The organism is Haematospirillum sp. H1815 (assembly GCF_012102705.1).
Classification (GTDB): domain Bacteria; phylum Pseudomonadota; class Alphaproteobacteria; order Rhodospirillales; family Rhodospirillaceae; genus Haematospirillum.
Window position 1 is genome coordinate 1 of sequence record NZ_JAAVTA010000005.1, and the last position, 18,488, is coordinate 18,488.

The following is an 18,488-nucleotide window of genomic DNA, read 5'->3' on the forward strand; positions in this document are numbered from 1 at the left end:
CGTGGATGACAAGGCCGCAACCGTAAAGGCCGACCTGGAGCAAGCCTTCGCCGCCGCCGATGCCGCACTCAAGGCACAGATCGAGGGCACAATCACCCAAACCGCAAAAAACATAAAAGAGCAGGTGAGCGCGGCCACCGAAAACACCCCTGGCCTCGTCCGTTTGGCGACGGCGGATGAAGTCAAGGCCGGAGCGGATACGGAAAAGGCCGTCACCCCTGCGGCACTGGCCCAGGCTTTTCCGGCCCCGGTAGGCAGCGTGATCATGCATGCCGGGCGGACACCCCCGCCATCTTACCTTGTATGCGATGGACAAAAATTGTCACGAACAGACTATGCACAACTGTTCGCAGTGATCGGAACCACGTTCGGAAGTGGTAACGGCCGGACAACCTTCTCCCTGCCAGACCTCCGCGGTGAATTCCTGCGCGGTTGGGATGGAGGAAGAGGTGCCGATCCGGGGCGGACGTTCGGAAGCTGGCAGAAAGGCTCATTGATCGCCGGGAATGAGAACACTGATGTACAGGTGCATGCATTCGAAGCCGTATCTCGAAGCCGGGATGGCTTGGGATGGGACAGGCCCAGCATATCCCATTACTCGGGTCGGTCTACCTACGCCCATACAAACATCGTGCAAGCAGGCGGGCTTTATACCGAAGACCACTACGGCGTCACCCGCCCCCGCAACGTCGCCCTCCTCCCCTGTATCCGCTATCAATGAGGTTTATGATGCCTTACACAATCTATCGCACAATCGATAACATTTATGTTGGTGAAGATATTCTTGATGACAGCCATCGTGATCCACGTTCACCCGATAACTGGCTGATCCCCGCCGGGTGCGTCACCGTCCCGCCGCCTGCCCTTGCCGATGGCGAACAGGCCCGCTGGGATCAGGATGCCTGGGTGGTTGAGATCGCACCGAAAGAAGAAAAATACACTCCCAACCTCACCAGCATGGTACAATCCATGGCTTGGGGCCTGTTGTGCAGGACTGACTGGTACATTATCCGCCAGATGGAAACCGGCAAAGCTGTCCCTGAGTCTGTAACCACGCTCCGCGCTGCCATTCGTGCCAGCTATGACAACATAGTGGCTATGGATCCCATCCCCGACGATTACTACGCCGATAAATACTGGCCACAGCAACCGCCGGACTGGCATTAACGCGACAGACCGTTACAAGAGCACCTGAACACATGATCAAGCAGGACCGCCTTCCCGTAAGGTGGCCCTGTTTCTTCGTCTGCATCTGAAAAGACAAAACATATTTTTGAAAACTTTATGACGAACTTAAGCCATTTTTCTATATAATAAACAATGTACTGGTCTCTTGTTACAAATGGCAGGAACACTCGTTATTTTATGCCTTGAAAAACAAGATCAGAAACACAGGCAAGGGTGCATCAGAAAGAGGCAGCCCTGCGCCGCATACACGAAACGCTGCATAGCATTTTATTATTTATTGCAAGGAAATCTTACATGTATCCCATAGATTATAACTCCTACCGCTCTGTTGCGGGATTCAATCGCCGGGTCCGTTTTCTGGTCATGCATTATACGGCTATTGATTTTGCCGCATCAGCGCGCGCATTGACTGGCAAAAATGTCAGCGCACACTACTTGGTCCCCGATCCGACTGATCCGACATACAAGGCTGCCGGCTTCAACGATATGCGAATCTTCAATCTGGTGGACGAGAAGGAACGCGCTTGGCACGCCGGGCGCAGTGCGTGGGCAGGACGCTCCAACCTGAATGACACCGCTATCGGGATTGAAATCGTCAACCTTGCCAGTGACAGCGGCGGGCAGTTCACATTCCCACCTTACAACCCGGAGCAGGTTGAAGCTGTCAAGCAGCTGGCCCTGAACATCCTGGAACGCTATCCGGATATCACCCCGACCAATGTGATTGGCCATTCTGACATTGCACCGGGACGAAAGAGCGACCCCGGCGCAGCCTTCCCCTGGGAAGCCCTGTATCAGAGCGGCATAGGCGCTTGGTACAACGACGAAACCAAGCAGAAGTATATGGCACAGTTTACGGCAGGAGGAATACCGGACCGGAACAGTGTGATTGGCAAATTCAAGAAGTATGGCTACGACACGTCTGAAGCCGGTACAGACAGTGGTTTCCGCAACCTGGTGCGCAGCCTGCAACTGCATTTCCGTCAAAGCAATTATGACGGGGCATTGGATGTTGAAACCGCAGCAATCCTGTATGCTTTGGTCGACAAGTACTTTCCAGCCTGAATAAGGCACTGCCTACTGGTATGGAGGCCCCGATCCGCAAGGACGGGGCCTCTTTTTATCGAGAAACAACCCATCATAGAACACTATAGACAGAAATGATATACGTTGACAATTCAGAGAAGAAAACAAAATATGGAGTTAACATAATAAAATAATAATAAATACAGTCGATTAACAGTTAACATACAATCACCTTAACAAGGAATCGTATGCACTTTTACATATAACGGAAGATCGAATGCTATTTTAACAACCCAACCAAAAGGAAATGTCCGGTGAATGAAGGATCTCCGTCGCCCGCAATCAGCGCTGCACTGGCCCGTAACCTGACCACCGCCCGGAACGAACGAGGCATGACGCTTGGAGGTCTTGCCGAAAGTAGCGGTGTCGCAGATTCCATTCTTTCAGGCATTGAATGGGGCAAACAAACGCCTACGATCGAGCTTGTATCCCGCCTGGCCAATGCACTGGGGGTTTCCTTTGGATGTCTGTTACAGAGTACGGATCATCCAGTTGCTGTTTCCGAGAACGGCGTTCAGGTCACACTGATAGATCGTCAGGACACCCCGCGCATTATCGAAACATACCTTATGGACCTGTGCCCTTCTGCAACACGTTATGCCGGCGGGCATCCAGATGGTGTGGAAGAGCAGATAACCGTGCTGAGTGGCGTTCTGACTGCTGGCCCACGGGAGTCACCTTCACGCCTGATACCGGGCCAGAGTCTCCGCTTCCGCGCTGACGGCTCCCACATATATCGCTCCGGAAGCAATCCGGTACGAGCCTCGGTTACCGTTATCTATCCGGAACATAAACACGATGCTCCGACAGTTTTTGATGTCAGCCTGCCATGGCCGGATAACGGTGATGACTGGCGCATTGTCGGCAAGCTGCTTGAACGGGCCCATATCGAGGTACAGAACGGCGTAGACATGCGGCGGATTCTCTTTACAGGTTGCCCGCTTGATCAGGATGATGCCATCGAAAACCTGGAACAATACGTCCTTGAACACAGGAGAAAAAAGGGAAGCAATGCCTTGCAGGTTCATGTTCTGCAACACCCTCTTCCGGGGTTATGCATATTATGGCGGGGGAAACGGTTGAGCCCCCTCAATAAGGACAACAGCCACACGGCATGGGACACAGCATACCGTATGGCACAGATGGCAGCAGACAACACCGCCTTCCCTGCCCCTGATCCCATAACAAGAGCGGAGTTGATGCAGATTGCAGGAACAGGCCCAACCCTGCACGCTGCCTTGGCGGCAGAGGCACTGACCCTGCATGGTCTTCCCTCAACCCCATCCGGTATTTCGTGCAAGGATCCGGCTATCAGGTCAAGACCACGGACAGGGGACGGCATCCTGTTTGAAGACCGGATTGATGTTGATGCATACGAAGCCTACGAACTGGTCCACCCCGCGTATGCCCGTCAGGTTCTGGCACTGGCCGGCGCTCTCCAGAGAGCAGGCGTTTCACCACGCGCCCGTCTTCTGGATATAGGAACTGGCCCGGGCCTGCCTTTGGAGATGCTGCTACAGCTGATGCCCGGTCTACAGGTTACAGCCCTTGATCCCAGCGAAACCGCTTTCCGGCATCTGCAAAAGCGCTTCTCGGGTCATCCCGGCGTTACCATGTTACAATGCGGCATTGACAGCTTTGAGAATACAGGGCCCGTCTTTGATGCCGCTATATCGGTGGGTGCGTCACACCATCTGGATACGGCCCTGTTCTTCCGCGCAACAGCCGATACACTGGCTGATGGTGCGTCGTTTGTTGTAAGCGATGAAATGATAGCCCCGTTCAGAACCATGGAGGAACGTCAGCTCAATCTGGTCGCGCATCACCTTCACTATGTTGCTGACACACTAGTTCCAATTCCGTACGCTTTTCTGTCTCCGGAAGAAGCTGAGGTTGTCCGTGCATTCCGCAGGCACGTACCAGTCTGCTTGTCCTTGGCAACTGCGCGGCTATCTGGTGCTTTATCGTATGTACGGGATCTTTTCAGAATCGTAGACAAAATACCTCTTCCGGAACCAGTCAGTCACCCGCTTATGGCTTTCTATCGCTTCCACATTCTGGAACTTCAGGCTCTGGTCGCAGGTCTTGACTACGAAGTTGAACAAAAAACATATGCACAGCGCCTTGTCGCACTTGCTGACGCAGAAGGCTTCAGCTGTGTCCATCATCAACGGCTGTACAAAACACAAGGGAACGGAGAATGGGACGCAGGAACACATCTCTTCACATTCCACAAGCAATGACGGGATATGATCACGCCTTGGTACGTGGAGGACGGGCCTCTCTTCCTGTTGTGGTTGGCTACCTGCCGGTTGCCATGGCTTTTGGTACGGCAGGAACAGCTGCGGGGATTGAACCAGTTGTCACAACCTGCATCTCTGCACTTGTTTTTGCAGGCGCGAGTCAATTTCTGATTCTGGCTGCCCTGACCTCGGGGGCATCCGTTGCACTTGTCATTGCGCTTTGCACCGCCCTTAATGCCCGCCACCTGTTATATGGATCAATACTGGCGCCCAGAATCCCTGCCAGTCACCGGACCCATATGCTGCTGGCTTTCGGCCTGACCGATGAAGTCTTTGCCACAGCAGTGAACGGTTCACGTCGTGTAGATGCTGAACTGCGCAGCCGATGGCTTGCCGGACTGACATTGGGATCCTACGCTGCATGGGTTGGCGGAACGGCTGCGGGGGCTTTTCTGGGAACTGCGCTGGAGTCCTTGGCGCCATCGGTGGCGGAAGCAATGGGCTTTGCTCTTCCCGCTTTGTTTCTGGCCATTACAGTTTTGAATGTATCGCAGGATTCCGCAGGCCCCATGATGATATCAGCCGTGATCGCCGGTACGGCGGCCTGGCTGGATTACACAGCAGCAGGAATACTCTTGGGTACAGGGGCGGGTGCGTTAAGCACCTGGATAAAAAAATGAACTGGACCAACAATCAACTATGGCTTGCCATCGCCACCATTGCGGCCTTGACCTACGGCAGCAGGGCATTGCCGTTTATATGGCGCAACATTTCGATCTTACAGCCAACATCCCCTTTCGGACGGCGCCTACCTGTTCTTGGATCTGTCCTGTTGGCCGCGCTGGCTTCTGTTACCATTACACCCGCCTTCAAGAATACGATTGACGGAGAACAGCTCTGGATTTTTGTCTTCAGCATGGTCGTAACCTTCGCAACTGTCTTGCGATGGCGTGAGGCTGGGCTGGCTGTTCTGGCAGGTGTACTTGCATTCCTTGCATGTTTGACAGTTCCTCTGAATGGGGAATCCTTATACAGCTTGTTGCCCTGAATTAAAGACCGCGCATGATACCAATGAACTCATACGTGGAGATGTTGGGATCATGGATATCGCGGATGTACACGTGGATTCCATACAGAACGTACACGGCATAACCATACCACCCGAAAAAAGCGTTGCCACTATATCGCGGTGATATGCAAAGCATAAAATTTATAACTGTACATGTAATTTCAAGAGGCGTAGAGTCACAAAGCCTCATTTTACCTGTACCAAGAACAGGAAAAAGAGAGTACTGCCATTAATGGAGGAGAAAATGGCACAACGCTATCTTCCAACAGCAGCCAAAATTGATGCCACAACCTATAGCGACTACAAAGCGCAGGCGGCATCTATAGGATCAGTATTTGATATTGAAAACCGCATTGTTCTGGATGGATATGATGTAGAGTCTGACAACTCTCTGCATGAGTTTTTCATCTATCCGGATGATATGAATGAAACGGCAGAGACCGTCCTTGTCGGCACTGCAGATTTCTCAGGCGCCAATATCTGTTGGCCTATTGATATACGATAAGACGATATCCAAAAAGATCATCCACAGGGCACAGCATCGCCCACGATTCTGTTTTACAAGGATGCTGCTGTGTCCTGTTCTTGAGCAGAGATGTCAGGGGAACAGTCACTCACGCTCGTCAAGCGCATAACCGGCTGATCGCACCGTACGGATCAGATCGATTCCGTTACCCTTGTCCAGGGCCTTGCGTAAACGTCGAATGTGAACGTCTACTGTTCTGACCTCGACATGAATGTCTTGCCCCCATATCCGGTTCAGCAGCTCTTCGCGCGAGAACACACATCCGGGATTTTCCATCAAGAACCGCAACAAACGAAATTCAGTCGGCCCCAGATGAACAGGCTGCCCTGATCGTTCCACCCGCAGTGAGACAAGGTCCATAACCACATCACCATACGACAAGGTATCGCGACTGCGAGCAGGTTGTGCCCGCCGTAAAAGCGCTTTGGTCCGTGCCAAAAGCTCGGGCACAGAGAATGGCTTGGTCAGATAATCATCTGCCCCCGTATCAAGACCACGTATCTTGTCGGCCTCTTCCCCACGGGCCGTAATCATGATAACTGGAATATGTGCTGTTTCGGGGCGGCGACGCAGACGACGGCATACCTCCAGCCCCGATAGTCCAGGCAACATCCAGTCCAAAAGGACAAGATCAGGCAAGCCGGTACGAATAGCGGTCACAGCCTGCTCCCCATCATAGGCCTCGTCAACGGCATACCCTTCCTTCTCAAGATTGTAGCGCAGCATGGTCACAAGAGAAGGTTCATCCTCGACAATCATAATCCGGAACTTCATTGCCCTATGTGTCCCGGAAAGAACCAGAAGGCTGAACAGGAGCCATAAATTCACCAGCCTGATCGCCCTTGGGCCGCGACATGGGCAGTACGCGCCCCACAGTCAGAAAATGTACGGTTTCAGCAATGTTCGTCGCATGGTCCCCAATCCGTTCTATATTCTTGGCGACAAACATAAGGTGCGTACACGCTGTTATATTGCGGGGATCCTCCATCATCAGGGACACCAGCTCCCGGAACATGCTGGTATGAAGCTCGTCAACCTCCTGATCCCGGTGCCACACGCCCAAGGCTTTTTCGACGTCCCGCTCGACATAGGCATCAAGAACTTCCTTGATAATTTCCTGCACCAAGCGCCCCATCAGGGGAATAGAAGCCAAAGCCGGAACAGGCGGCAGTTGGTTGATCACCAAGACTCTCTTGGCAACATTAGCTGCATAATCCCCAATCCGTTCCAGGTCAGCTGAGATTTTCAGGGCGCTGACAATGGCCCTCAGGTCATCGGCCATGGGCTGGCGTAAAGCCAGAATACGCACTGCAAGCGCGTGGATATCCTGCTCCAAGGCATCAATACGATGATCTGCAACAATAATATCTGTCGCCGCCGGAGAATCACGCCGAACAAGGGCTTGGACCGCCGCCGTAAGCTGCGCCTCGGCCATCCCACCCATCCGCAAAATAATATCGGATAATTGGTTCAGTTCGTCTTCAAAAGAGCGAACTGTATGCATCTCGGTACCGGACATAGCTGTTTCCCCGCGCTGTGGATACCGTGGTCTATTAACCAAAGCGGCCTGTAATATAACCTTGCGTCAGCTTATGTACCGGATTGGTAAAGACCTGTTCGGTATCATTGCATTCAACCAAGGTACCCAGATGAAAGAAAGCCGTTCGCTGTGACACACGGGCAGCCTGTTGCATGGAATGAGTCACAATAACGATGGTAAAGTTCTCACGCAGCTCATCGATCAATTCCTCGATTTTCGCTGTCGCAATAGGATCCAAGGCCGAACATGGCTCATCCATAAGGATCACTTCAGGACTGACTGCAATAGCGCGGGCAATACATAGGCGCTGCTGCTGCCCCCCCGACAACCCGGTTCCTGGCGAATCAAGGCGATCCTTGACTTCATTCAGCAGACCCGCACGCTCCAGACTGGCAAGCACAATTTCATCCAGCTCATCACGTGTTCCCGCCAACCCATGAATGCGTGGACCATAGGCTACGTTCTCATATATTGATTTCGGGAAGGGATTGGGCTTCTGGAACACCATGCCAACACGGGCCCGCAGCTGCACGACATCAACACGACGATCATAGACATCTTCACCGTCAAGGGTGATCAAACCCGACACCCTGCACCCATCAATCGTATCATTCATCCTGTTCAGGGTCCGCAGGAATGTTGATTTTCCGCAGCCAGAAGGACCAATAAAAGCAGTGACTTCGTTTTCACGGATATCAAGGCTCACCCCCTTGATGGCATGCTTGTCTCCATAAAAAACATGAGCATCACGGGCCGCAACCTTGGCCACCTCCCCCTCCAAGGCCAGGGGAGAACCTGATGTTATATGGTTTTCAATCATGTCAGCCATAACCTACCAACGTCTTTCAAATTTCTTGCGCAGCAAAACCGCGGCTGCATTCATGACAATCAAGAAGCCAAGCAAAACGATAATAGCGGCAGATGTCCGCTCTACAAATGCCCGCTCGGGACTGTCGGCCCAAAGATAGATCTGAACGGGCAAAACTGTTGATGGATCAGTGATCCATCCTGGCACATCGGCTACAAAGGCCACCATACCAATCATCAACAAGGGCGCGGTCTCACCCAATGCCTGGGCCATACCGATAATGGTACCAGTCAGCATGCCCGGCATAGCCAGAGGCAAAACATGATGGAAGATCATCTGCAACTTTGACGCCCCCATCCCCAGCGCCGCCTCGCGAATGGATGGTGGAACAGATTTCAAGGCTGTACGCGCTGCAATAATGATAGTGGGCAAGGTCATCAGCGTCAGAACCAGCCCCCCTGCCAAGGGAGCTGAACGCGGCAGACCGAAAACCTGAAGAAAGACAGCAAGCCCCAGCAGACCGAACACAATAGAAGGAACAGCAGCCAGATTGTTGATGTTCACCTCGATCAAGTCTGTCCAGCGATTACGCGGAGCAAACTCTTCAAGATAAATCGCCGTACCAACCCCGATGGGGAAGCTAAGAGCCAGTGTCACCGCAAGAGTCAAAAGGGAGCCAATCAAGGCACCCCGAATTCCCGCTAGTTCCGGTTGCCTGCTGTCACCAGCCGTGAAAAGCATCTGATTGAAAACCCGCGAGACACGGCCCGTATCCGACAAGTGATCAAACCAAGCCATTTCCTGATCACTGATCCGGCGAGCACTTTCAGGGATATCACGGGCGATGTTGCCCTTGGCCAGCATATCCATATCAGCAGAGGCCAAAACATCAACGCGCACCGTCTTCCCGATCAGCAGGGGATCTGCCAAAACCATATCACGAAGCTGGTAAGCTGCACCGGTTGAGACAAGTGAATACAATTCACGTCGGTCACGGCGGGCCTGAACATCGGGGAAAAGGTCCCGCAAGGCGGCCTTGACCAAGGCATCATAATCCGCGTCAGACAAAACCGCGATATCAAGGGCCCCATCCGGATCAATCACGCGTGCATCAAACGTAATGTCCAAGGATATCCTGGTCTGCTGGAAAGCCCCGAGACCGGAGCCCAGGATACTGGAAAACAGAACCCCCAGCATGGCCAGTGACACGGCAACAGCCATCAAGCCACAAAAACGGAAACGCATCTCCGCCGCATAGCGGCGACGCAGACCTGCATTGACAACATCGGCAATGCGGTGTTGTGGCAGCCTACGCACCATGGAACCGCCTTGATCAGGTACAGTGTTGGACATACTCATCTACTCGTACTGTTCCCGGTACTTGCGTACCACATGAAGGGCAACAACATTCAAGGCAAGGGTCATAACAAACAGGACCAGTCCAAGAGCAAAGGCCGCAAGGGTCTTGGGGCTGTCAAACTCCTGGTCACCGACAAGAAGCGTCACAATCTGTACCGTCACGGTCGTCACGGCCTCGAAAGGATTGGCCGTCAGATTGGCAGAGAGACCTGCGGCCATCACAACAATCATGGTTTCACCAATAGCGCGGGATACAGCCAGAAGAATTCCGCCGACAATGCCGGGCAACGCTGCGGGTAAAACCACGCGCCGGATGGTTTCCGAACGTGTCGCCCCCAAACCATAAGATCCCTCGCGCATGGCACGTGGCACGGCTGTAATCACATCATCCGAGAGCGAGGATACAAAGGGAACGATCATAATTCCCATCACGATCCCGGCAGCCAAGGCACTTTCTGATGAAATGGTCAGGCCGATGTCCTGCCCGATCCCACGAAAAAGAGGCGCAACGGTCAATGCTGCAAAAAATCCGTACACAACCGTGGGAATGCCTGCCAGAATTTCCAGGACAGGTTTGACCACACCACGAACGCGGGCTGGTGCATACTCCGCCATATAGATGGCAGCCATTAAACCTACTGGCACCGCCACCAACATTGCGATCAACGAAATCAGCAACGTACCGGCAAAGAGGGGAACGGCACCAAAACTTCCCGATGAACCGGCCTGATCCGCACGCATGGCCGTCTGCGGACTCCATTCCAGCCCAAAGAGAAAATCAACAGGGGTTACATAGCCAAAGAACCGCCAGCTCTCAACCAGAAGCGACAGGACAATACCCACCGTGGTCAGGATCGCAATGACCGAGCAACCAATCATAAAAGCCTTGACGGCATTTTCTACACGGTTGCGCGCACGGAACAGGGGCGTAACCCATCTGAGCGCAAGAAAGCCGCTGAGAACCGCTGTGGCAAGCGAAACCAGAATAACCAGGGTAAAGCTTATCTGCTTCAGGAAAGCATAACGCAGAGCTGCAGACTGAATCTCGGGGACAGGCGAAAACGCAGAAGCACCTGAGGCAATATTGCGAATATCATTCAGGACCAAGCTTACCCGGGCCGGATCGGGACCACTGGCACCGGCCAAGATATCCGGCGGCATTTCCGCCAGAACAAGGCTGGTTACGACCTTGTCTTCCGCAAAGAACCACACAAGAAGCAAGAGCAATGCAGGGATGCCAACCCATAACGCCATATAAAGACCATAGTACACAGGCAGACTGTGTAACCTGCGGATCTCCCCACTAACCAAGCGAAGGGAGCGTCGCCGCCCAAGCCAGAAACTGCTCAAGGACAGCAGGGAGATAATGAGAAACAGTATGAATATTTGCATGGAAGCCTTGTTTGCCGTTTGCGGGCACATTGACCGATAGCCCCTAAGGTCTACTCTCTGCCACAGAGTATCACCGGGAACAAGTGGACATACCCGCAAACAGCTTTTGCCCTGTTACTTTCAGAAACTGCTGATGTCCAGTCTGGTCAAGCCCATAACCGAGGCGGCCCAGCGGGCACGCTCTGCATCAGGCATCGGGACAAGCCCCTTGTCACTCAGATACCCGTCAGGGCCCCATGCCTTCTCGGATGTAAACTCCTTGAGAAAAGCCTCGATCCCAGGAATGGTGCCGACGTGGGCCTTCTTCACATAAAACTGAAGAGGACGGCTGACCGGGTAAGTACCAGACGCAATATTTTCAAACGTTGGTATCTGACCATCAATCCGGGCACCCTGCACCTTGTCCCCGTTCTCTTCCAGGAACGAATACCCAAAGATACCAAAGGCATCCGGATTGGCTCCCAGCTTCTGAACGATCAAGTTATCGTTCTCCCCGGCCTCAATATAGGCACCATCTTCACGCAGCGCCTGACAAGCCGCTTTTACATCACGACCGGCCGCCTTCAGTGCGTGGGTTTCGGGCAGCTTCTCGCATGCCACATCCATGACCAGCTCAACGAAAGCATCCCGGGTCCCCGATGTTGGCGGCGGCCCCAGAACCTCTATGAGTTTTGCGGGAAGAGCAGGGTCAATATCAGACCACATCTTGTACGGATTGGAGACCCAGGTTCCCTTGACCGGAACATCCCGTGCCAAGGCAAAAAACAGCTGTTCACGGGTTGCGGACAAAGGGGCGGAAGCCTTGGAGTTGGCCAGCACAATACCATCATAGCCGATCTTGACCTCAACAATGTCCGTGACGCCATTGCGGGCACAGGCCTCCATCTCGGATCGCTTGATCCGGCGCGAGGAATTGGTGATATCAGGATGCGATGGACCAAGCCCCGCACAAAACAATTTGAAACCACCACCGGACCCCGTCGCCTCTATGATCGGTGTCTTGAACTGGCTCCTTTTGCCAAAGTTCTCGGCTACAACCGTCGAAAAGGGATAAACCGTGGATGATCCGACAATGCGGATCTGGTCACGGGCAAGAGCCGTACCGGACAGGGTTGTCAGGGCCACAGCCGCAGCAACCAGAGCACGTTTTCCAGAACTCACAGGAGCCTCCTGAAATACACCCAAAACGCAAGGCCCGGTATCAGCAACAGCCTGTTTTTATTGGTATCACCGGACGTGCCCTACTATAGGGCCTGTCCGCGTCATATTCATGACAGGATCATGACAGTTTTGTTAAAGATTACTTAGCTATTTAATATCAATGAATTAGAATGAATGTCAGGGCCATGGGAAACAACGGGGCATTTCACGGCTGTACAAAAACAATACACTTTCTCGCAAATAGCACTTGATTCTGCCGCAGGGTTGGTCATGGTGCGCATCATGACTGACTTACCGAAAAACCGCTCTGTTGCCTTGGCCGTGTTTCAGGCTGTCCTGAGGGATAGCCGCCCCCTTGACGAACAGGCCGATGCACTCAGCCAGGCTCTTGAATCCAGGGACCGGGCCTTTGTCCGCCTTCTTGTCGCCACAACGTTGCGGCGCTTGGGGCAGATTGACCTTGTCATCAATCAGTGCCTGGACAAACCCATGCCGGCCAAACTGGCTACGGTACGAGATGTGCTTCGCCTGGGGGCAACTCAGCTTCTGTTTCTGGAGACCCCGGTCCACGCCGTTGTAGATACATCGGTCGAGCTGGTCAAACGCGGGCGCTTTGCGCCTTATGCCGGCCTGACAAATGCTGTACTGCGCCGCATATCCAGGGATGGGGCCCGTATTTCGGACTCTGTTGATGCTCCACGCTTCAATACACCCAAGTGGCTCTGGCAGGATTGGAGCAAAACATGGGGGGAAGAAACAGCCCGCCAGATTGGGCTTGCACACCTGTCTGAAGCTCCCTTGGATATCACACTCCGTCCGGACCAGGATCAGGCTGTATGGGCAGAGCGACTGGACGCGACCCTCCTGCCCTTTGGTACTCTGCGGCGTATCATGGGTGGCAATGTTGCTGACCTGCCGGGCTTCGATGAGGGTCAATGGTGGATACAGGATGCAGCGGCCTCGCTGCCCGCGCGTTTACTGGGTGATGTCCGTAATAAGGCGATCATTGATCTCTGCGCTGCACCGGGCGGTAAGACCATGCAGCTGGCTTCTGCCGGGGCTACAGTTACTGCGGTTGACCGATCGGCACGCCGTCTTCGCCGGGTCGCCAGCAACCTGGAACGACTGGGATTGAGTGCAACCCTGATCGATGCCGATGCGACGCAATGGAAGCCGGATACACTGGTTGATAGTGTATTACTGGATGCCCCCTGCTCGGCAACCGGTACGATCCGCCGCCATCCAGACGTTGCCCGCCACAAAAGGCCTGATGATGTGCGGAACTTGGCCGCAACGCAAACAGAACTGCTGCGTGCTGCAGTTGACATGGTTCGCCCCGGAGGGCTTGTCGTATACTGCACATGCTCCCTGCAAAAAGCTGAAGGGGAGGAGATTGTCACAAGTGCCCTGTCAGCGGGCCTGCCTATAGAGGATGTCCCTGTTACCGCCGAAGAGACAGGAGGATTAAGCGCCCTGATCACACCGGAGGGCTGGTTGCGAACTATGCCTTTCCACAACAGTGAGAACGGCGGCATGGATGGATTCTTTGCGGCACGGCTTAGAAAGCTGGAAGCCTGAAATCCTCATAACAGCACTTACAGGACAATACGACCATCCTTCATCAGAATCGTCCTGTGCGCCCGCTGTGCCTGCCGTTCGTCATGTGTGACCATCACGACTGTCTTGCCGCTGGCGGCTATGCCCTGCAGCATATCGAGAATTTGTTCACCATTCTGGCTGTCGAGATTTCCGGTCGGCTCGTCAGCCAGAATGATAGTGGGATCCCCCACAAGGGCCCGTGCAATGGCGGCTCTCTGCTGTTGTCCACCCGACAGCTGGGCCGGGTAATGCTTTGCCCGGGCCTCCAGTCCCACCGCCTTCAATGCGCTCAAGCTGCGCTTGTGTCGTTCTATCTTTCCAACGCCCCGATAGACCAACCCCAGCTCCACATTCCGTTCGATATTGAGGTGCGGAATCAGGTTGAATGCCTGGAACACGAACCCGATGTGTTTGCGGCGCAGTTCCGTCAGCAAGCTGTCACGTTCTTCGCTGATCTTCGTGTTCCCGAACTGGATCGTTCCTTCACTCGGAGTATCCAGCAAACCGATAATGCTGAGCAAAGTCGATTTCCCCGAGCCTGACGGCCCCATAATCGAAACAAACTCACCACCATCAATATCAAGGCTTACGTTTGTCAGAGCCCGGGTTTCCATCTCCGACGTCCGATAGGTCTTTCCGACGTTTTCCAATCGTATCACACTGCAAACTCCTAGTTCAGGGTCAGGTTCTGGTAGTTATCGAATCCCTGATAACTTGACGTTATGATGCATTCCCCCTCGGTGAGACCCTCAAGCACCTCTACGGCGTCAACAGTTCGGCGACCAGCCTTGATAGTCCTTCGGGTAGCGGTTGATCCATCGACAACAAAGACCCAGTTGCCTCCGGTTGTTTCCCAGAACGCCCCCAGCGGAATTGTCAAAATGCTGTCGTTCTGCTGCGCCAGCTCCAGTCGGCCAGTCATCGCCTGCCCCCGCGTGACACCCGGGAGGGAAACAGACGAGGCAAAATCAGCCTCAACCTTGAACTTCCCCTCCGTAATACGCGGGGAAATGCGCGTGACGGTCAACACTACATCGGCACCACCAATCGACCCAAGAACCCTCTGCCCAATCCGGACACGGTCAAGGTAAAACTCATCAAGCTGTGCCTCGACCTTGAAACCCTCGTTATTGTCAATCTGTCCTACGGATTGCCCGGCTGTAAGGTGCTGCCCCAAACTGACATCAAGGTGCGTAAGATAGCCCGTAATCGGTGCGCGCAAGGTCAGGGCATCAAGCTGTGACCTGGCAGTACGGATCGTTTCATCAAGACGGCGGGATGTCTCGCTGATGGAACGCTCGATCTCCTCAGCTTGCAACTTGGTACGCTCAAGCGCGCGACTTCGAATTTCAGAAAGAGCTGTCCAGTAGGCAAGATCCTCGCCAAGGCTTTTTTCCTTGGCTGCCGGGCTGACGCCTCTCTCCGACAACTGCTTCTGCATCGTATATGTCCGCTGCAACTGTTCGACCCGGTATGTCGCCTCTTTCAGCTCGGCTTCAGCGTTGCCGAGCGCCTGCGAGAGATTTAACCGGAGCGACATCTGTTGATCGAGATGATTGATCGCGTTGGATTCCTGCGTTGAGATCGACAGCTCCAGCGTTGGATTTGAGGTCCTGACAAGAGGAGCACCAACCTCGACATAATCGCCGGCGCGCTGAAAGATCTCTTCAACACGTCCCTCCTGCACAAGGTCGAGATAAACGGTCTCCCGCGGCAAAATGCGGCCTCGCAGGGGAATGAATTCAGTGAAGGGCCCTGTTGTGGCTGTCGCAATCGTCAATCCTTCCGGTGACACCACAAGAGTCGAGGCAGCCCGGCTTGACAGGACATAGAGAGCGACCAGGCTGGTAAAAAGCAGCACGGCCGTACCACCGAGCATATAGGGCCAACGGCGACGACGCTGGACAGGCCGGTCGGTCGCAAGCAGAACAACCTCCTCAGGGAACTCATCCACCAGCTGATCACGTGAAAATAAAAGCCGCATGGTTAACCGCCTACTGTCGCAGTGCGGACGCTGGTGCGGTGCCAGACAGCCGGATTGTATGGTGCACCATGGCCAGCATTCCGATCATCATGACACCGGTTGCCGACAGCAGAAAGGGAGATGGGCCCAAGGCGATTCGATGGGTATAACCACTCAACCACGAAAGAGCGATCGCGGCCGAAACCGGTATCCCTAGGACGATACCCACGATGACCGGCATAAAGAACCGCATTGAGATATAGGCCGTGATATTGCTCCGCGTGGCTCCCAGCGCACGACGGAGACCAACCTCCCGGCGCTGTCGGATAGACAGAAGCGATGTCAGCGCATAAATGCCCAGGCACGATGTGGCCATGGCAACAAGACTGAGAGCAAAGAGAGCCTGCTTCGCCTTCTCAAGAGGCCGATAGAGATCGGCAAGTCGGTCGTCCAGAAAACGGCCATTGAGCACGGCGTCGTTACAAATCTCCCGCCAGCGGGCCATGATCTGCTCCATCACGGACGCATCCTGCGAATTGTTGAGTACAATCGCTATAAATCTGCCTTTTTCACCGACGGGGAAGTAGACCATCCGTTCAAGGGGGGCATCAACCGATTTCATGGTCATGTCGGGAACCACCCCCAGAACCTCGAAAGAAAGGGGTTCCTCCGACCATGTTGTAACAACTGTGGCACCAATGGCCGATTGCGCGTCCCGGAACCCAAGCGCAGGTAGAGCCGCCTCGCTGAGCACAATGCCCCGCACATCAGCCTGCCCGGCTGTGGGGTCGGCAAACAACCGTCCTGCTATTGGTTCAAGACCAAACGCCTCGAAAAAAGACGAATCTACCGAATTTGACGAAAAACTACTTGGCGCTGCCTGGCCTTGGTTCATCAGTGACAGCATCGATGTACTGAAGTTCGTTGGCACAATCTCTGACAAAGATACAGAGCGAACGCCCGGAATGCGACGGGCCTCATCGCGAAATGTCGCCAAGGCTGAAGGCGGCAGGCCCGTTGCACCCGCATCGATGATAAAAACGCCGGTCCCTGCGGCCTGAACACTACTACGAACGGCAAAAGAGGTCTGCTCGGCGACAACAAGCGAGAGGACAGCGATGATGGTTGTCAGGGAGAACTGTACCACAACGGGGATCGTCTCCCACGTGACCTTTCGCTGCGGCATGTCTTGTTTGAGAGCCTCCACCGGAGACATTCGAGCTGCTGCATTCGCGGGCAGTATGACTGCCATGCCCGCCACAAGAGCAACGACAAGCGGTGGCACCAACAGGACAGGAAAATCGGATAGACTCACCAGTACGGTCGTTCCAGACAGACTGGCAATGATCGGGTGTCCAGCCATGATCATTGCGGCAGCAAGCGCCATCGCTGCGATGGTTACCACAGTCCCTTCTCGAAGACTGCCAAAAACAACCTGAAGCCTGGTTGCACCGAACGTCCGACGCACCCCGTATTCAAGAGTTCGCGCCTCGGTACGGGACATCATCAGAACAGAGAAGTTAATACAGACAATCACGGTGATCATTACGGCAATTGCAGCCAGAATGCCAAGCATCGTCCGGCTTCCTCCCGGCTTCAACTCACCGGCCGGAAAAGAATTCAGGTGAATCTCCGAAACAGGCATCATGCCGAGGGCCGGTTTGACAACGGCCATCGCTTCCGGCGGCATGACCGGGGTTATGGCCAGAAGACCGAAAAGCCGGGATGCGATGTCCTTCGCTCCGATGCCATCCCTGAGCCAGAAGTAGGTGTAGGCAATGCTCTCACCGGGGCCGGCCAGGCGACTTTGCTGGTTCAGAACTGTAAAAGGGGTTCTGCTGCTCACCAGCATGTTCAGGTCAAGGTGCGTATTGCGGGGGACCAGATCCAGAACCGCTGTTACCCGCAGGCTGTCGCCTGTATCAAGCTCAAGTATCTGCCCTGCAGGATTTGTATTCCCGAAGTATTTCTGCGCTGCTTCGCGGGTAAGAACGACACTGCCGGGCGCATCCAAGGCACCTGGCCCCGTTCTCTCACTCAGGCTCAGACCAAAGGCATCAAGGAAGTTCGGGTCAACAACCTGGACTGTTTCTGAATACCGTGTTCCATGGCGTGCAATGACCAGTGTCTCACGCGACAGGCGCGTCACATCCTCCACACCGGGAATCTGTCTGATGGATTTGGCCAAGTGTGGACTGACGGAAGGCAGTGGAATCGTTTGTGCACCAGGTGGTGAAATCACCATATGGAGACGGTATGCCTGTTCGCTGCTACGGACCCATGTATCATGGGAAAGCTCCGCCCGGATCATCAGAATGCACAAGCCAACCGCGACAAAACCAACAGCGGTTCCAACAAAATTCACGACGACCGGAATGATGTCCCGTATCGCACTTAACCCGAAGAACTCACGCACCCGATTTCGCACTCCTGCCCCAAACCCCATAAAGAAATGTATCTAACTAATTCAGAACACTCAATTACCCTGTTATCAGAAAAATGGCAGTATTGTGACGAGCACAAATATCTCCACTCACAACAGGCTTGCCCCACC

Annotated in this window: 17 protein-coding genes; 8 read left to right on the forward strand and 9 right to left on the reverse strand. The window is 54.1% G+C overall.

Going from position 1 to position 18,488, the window contains the following annotated elements; translation table 11 throughout:
• The 7 genes from HEQ60_RS10480 to HEQ60_RS05715 form a co-directional block, all read left to right on the forward strand.
• Positions 1–721 (forward strand): phage tail protein (locus tag HEQ60_RS10480; protein WP_322099298.1); only part of this gene is annotated, 721 nt, incomplete at its 5' end.
• Positions 722–726: 5 nt separating this feature from the next.
• Positions 727–1,167, forward strand: coding sequence for a hypothetical protein (locus tag HEQ60_RS05690; protein WP_168070445.1), 441 nt, complete (start codon positions 727–729; stop codon positions 1,165–1,167).
• Positions 1,168–1,482: 315 nt separating this feature from the next.
• Positions 1,483–2,253, forward strand: coding sequence for an N-acetylmuramoyl-L-alanine amidase (locus HEQ60_RS05695; protein ID WP_168070447.1), 771 nt, complete (start codon positions 1,483–1,485; stop codon positions 2,251–2,253).
• Positions 2,254–2,528: 275 nt separating this feature from the next.
• On the forward strand, positions 2,529–4,517 hold the full coding sequence (locus HEQ60_RS05700) for a methyltransferase (RefSeq protein WP_168070449.1): 1,989 nt from the start codon (positions 2,529–2,531) through the stop codon (positions 4,515–4,517).
• Complete coding sequence (locus tag HEQ60_RS05705) at positions 4,475–5,197, forward strand: AzlC family ABC transporter permease (RefSeq protein WP_168070451.1); 723 nt, start codon at positions 4,475–4,477, stop codon at positions 5,195–5,197. Before HEQ60_RS05700 ends, HEQ60_RS05705 begins: the two co-directional genes overlap by 43 nt.
• Positions 5,194–5,565, forward strand: coding sequence for an AzlD domain-containing protein (locus HEQ60_RS05710; RefSeq protein ID WP_168070453.1), 372 nt, complete (start codon positions 5,194–5,196; stop codon positions 5,563–5,565). The genes HEQ60_RS05705 and HEQ60_RS05710 overlap by 4 nt, the downstream gene beginning before the upstream one ends.
• A gap of 265 nt (positions 5,566–5,830) precedes the next feature.
• Complete coding sequence (locus tag HEQ60_RS05715; RefSeq protein ID WP_168070455.1) at positions 5,831–6,091, forward strand: hypothetical protein; 261 nt, start codon at positions 5,831–5,833, stop codon at positions 6,089–6,091.
• 105 nt (positions 6,092–6,196) lie between these two features.
• Here HEQ60_RS05715 and phoB read toward each other — a convergent pair whose 3' ends face one another.
• The 6 genes from phoB to HEQ60_RS05745 form a co-directional block, all read right to left on the reverse strand.
• A complete protein-coding gene (gene phoB, locus HEQ60_RS05720) occupies positions 6,197–6,886 on the reverse strand; it encodes a phosphate regulon transcriptional regulator PhoB (protein WP_168070457.1) in 690 nt (229 codons plus the stop codon).
• A 4-nt stretch (positions 6,887–6,890) separates the two neighbouring features.
• Positions 6,891–7,631, reverse strand: coding sequence for a phosphate signaling complex protein PhoU (phoU, locus tag HEQ60_RS05725; protein ID WP_168070459.1), 741 nt, complete (start codon positions 7,629–7,631; stop codon positions 6,891–6,893).
• A gap of 34 nt (positions 7,632–7,665) precedes the next feature.
• Positions 7,666–8,472, reverse strand: coding sequence for a phosphate ABC transporter ATP-binding protein PstB (pstB, locus tag HEQ60_RS05730; protein ID WP_066137394.1), 807 nt, complete (start codon positions 8,470–8,472; stop codon positions 7,666–7,668).
• A gap of 12 nt (positions 8,473–8,484) precedes the next feature.
• Positions 8,485–9,780, reverse strand: a complete 1,296-nt coding sequence (gene pstA / locus HEQ60_RS05735; protein WP_245183796.1) for a phosphate ABC transporter permease PstA — start codon at positions 9,778–9,780, stop codon at positions 8,485–8,487.
• A 39-nt stretch (positions 9,781–9,819) separates the two neighbouring features.
• The gene (gene pstC, locus HEQ60_RS05740; protein ID WP_168070461.1) at positions 9,820–11,211 is read right to left on the reverse strand and encodes a phosphate ABC transporter permease subunit PstC; all 1,392 of its coding nucleotides are present in this window, start codon (positions 11,209–11,211) and stop codon (positions 9,820–9,822) included.
• 120 nt (positions 11,212–11,331) lie between these two features.
• Positions 11,332–12,372 carry a PstS family phosphate ABC transporter substrate-binding protein gene (locus tag HEQ60_RS05745; protein WP_168070463.1) on the reverse strand — a complete coding sequence of 347 codons (1,041 nt, stop codon included), beginning with the start codon at positions 12,370–12,372 and terminating at the stop codon, positions 11,332–11,334.
• 282 nt (positions 12,373–12,654) lie between these two features.
• Here HEQ60_RS05745 and HEQ60_RS05750 point away from each other — a divergent pair, with 282 nt between their 5' ends.
• The gene (locus tag HEQ60_RS05750; protein ID WP_168070465.1) at positions 12,655–13,950 is read left to right on the forward strand and encodes an RsmB/NOP family class I SAM-dependent RNA methyltransferase; all 1,296 of its coding nucleotides are present in this window, start codon (positions 12,655–12,657) and stop codon (positions 13,948–13,950) included.
• A gap of 17 nt (positions 13,951–13,967) precedes the next feature.
• On the opposite strand, the gene HEQ60_RS05755 is transcribed toward HEQ60_RS05750, so the two are convergent.
• Genes HEQ60_RS05755 through HEQ60_RS05765 form a run of 3 tightly spaced genes read right to left on the reverse strand, consistent with a single transcriptional unit; the run spans position 13,968 to position 18,350 of the window.
• Positions 13,968–14,630 (reverse strand): ABC transporter ATP-binding protein, encoded by a 663-nt coding sequence (locus HEQ60_RS05755; RefSeq protein WP_168070467.1) that lies wholly within the window; start codon positions 14,628–14,630, stop codon positions 13,968–13,970.
• A gap of 11 nt (positions 14,631–14,641) precedes the next feature.
• Complete coding sequence (locus tag HEQ60_RS05760; protein WP_168070469.1) at positions 14,642–15,955, reverse strand: efflux RND transporter periplasmic adaptor subunit; 1,314 nt, start codon at positions 15,953–15,955, stop codon at positions 14,642–14,644.
• Positions 15,956–15,965: 10 nt separating this feature from the next.
• Complete coding sequence (locus HEQ60_RS05765) at positions 15,966–18,350, reverse strand: ABC transporter permease (protein ID WP_168070471.1); 2,385 nt, start codon at positions 18,348–18,350, stop codon at positions 15,966–15,968.
• Positions 18,351–18,488: the final 138 nt, after the last annotated feature.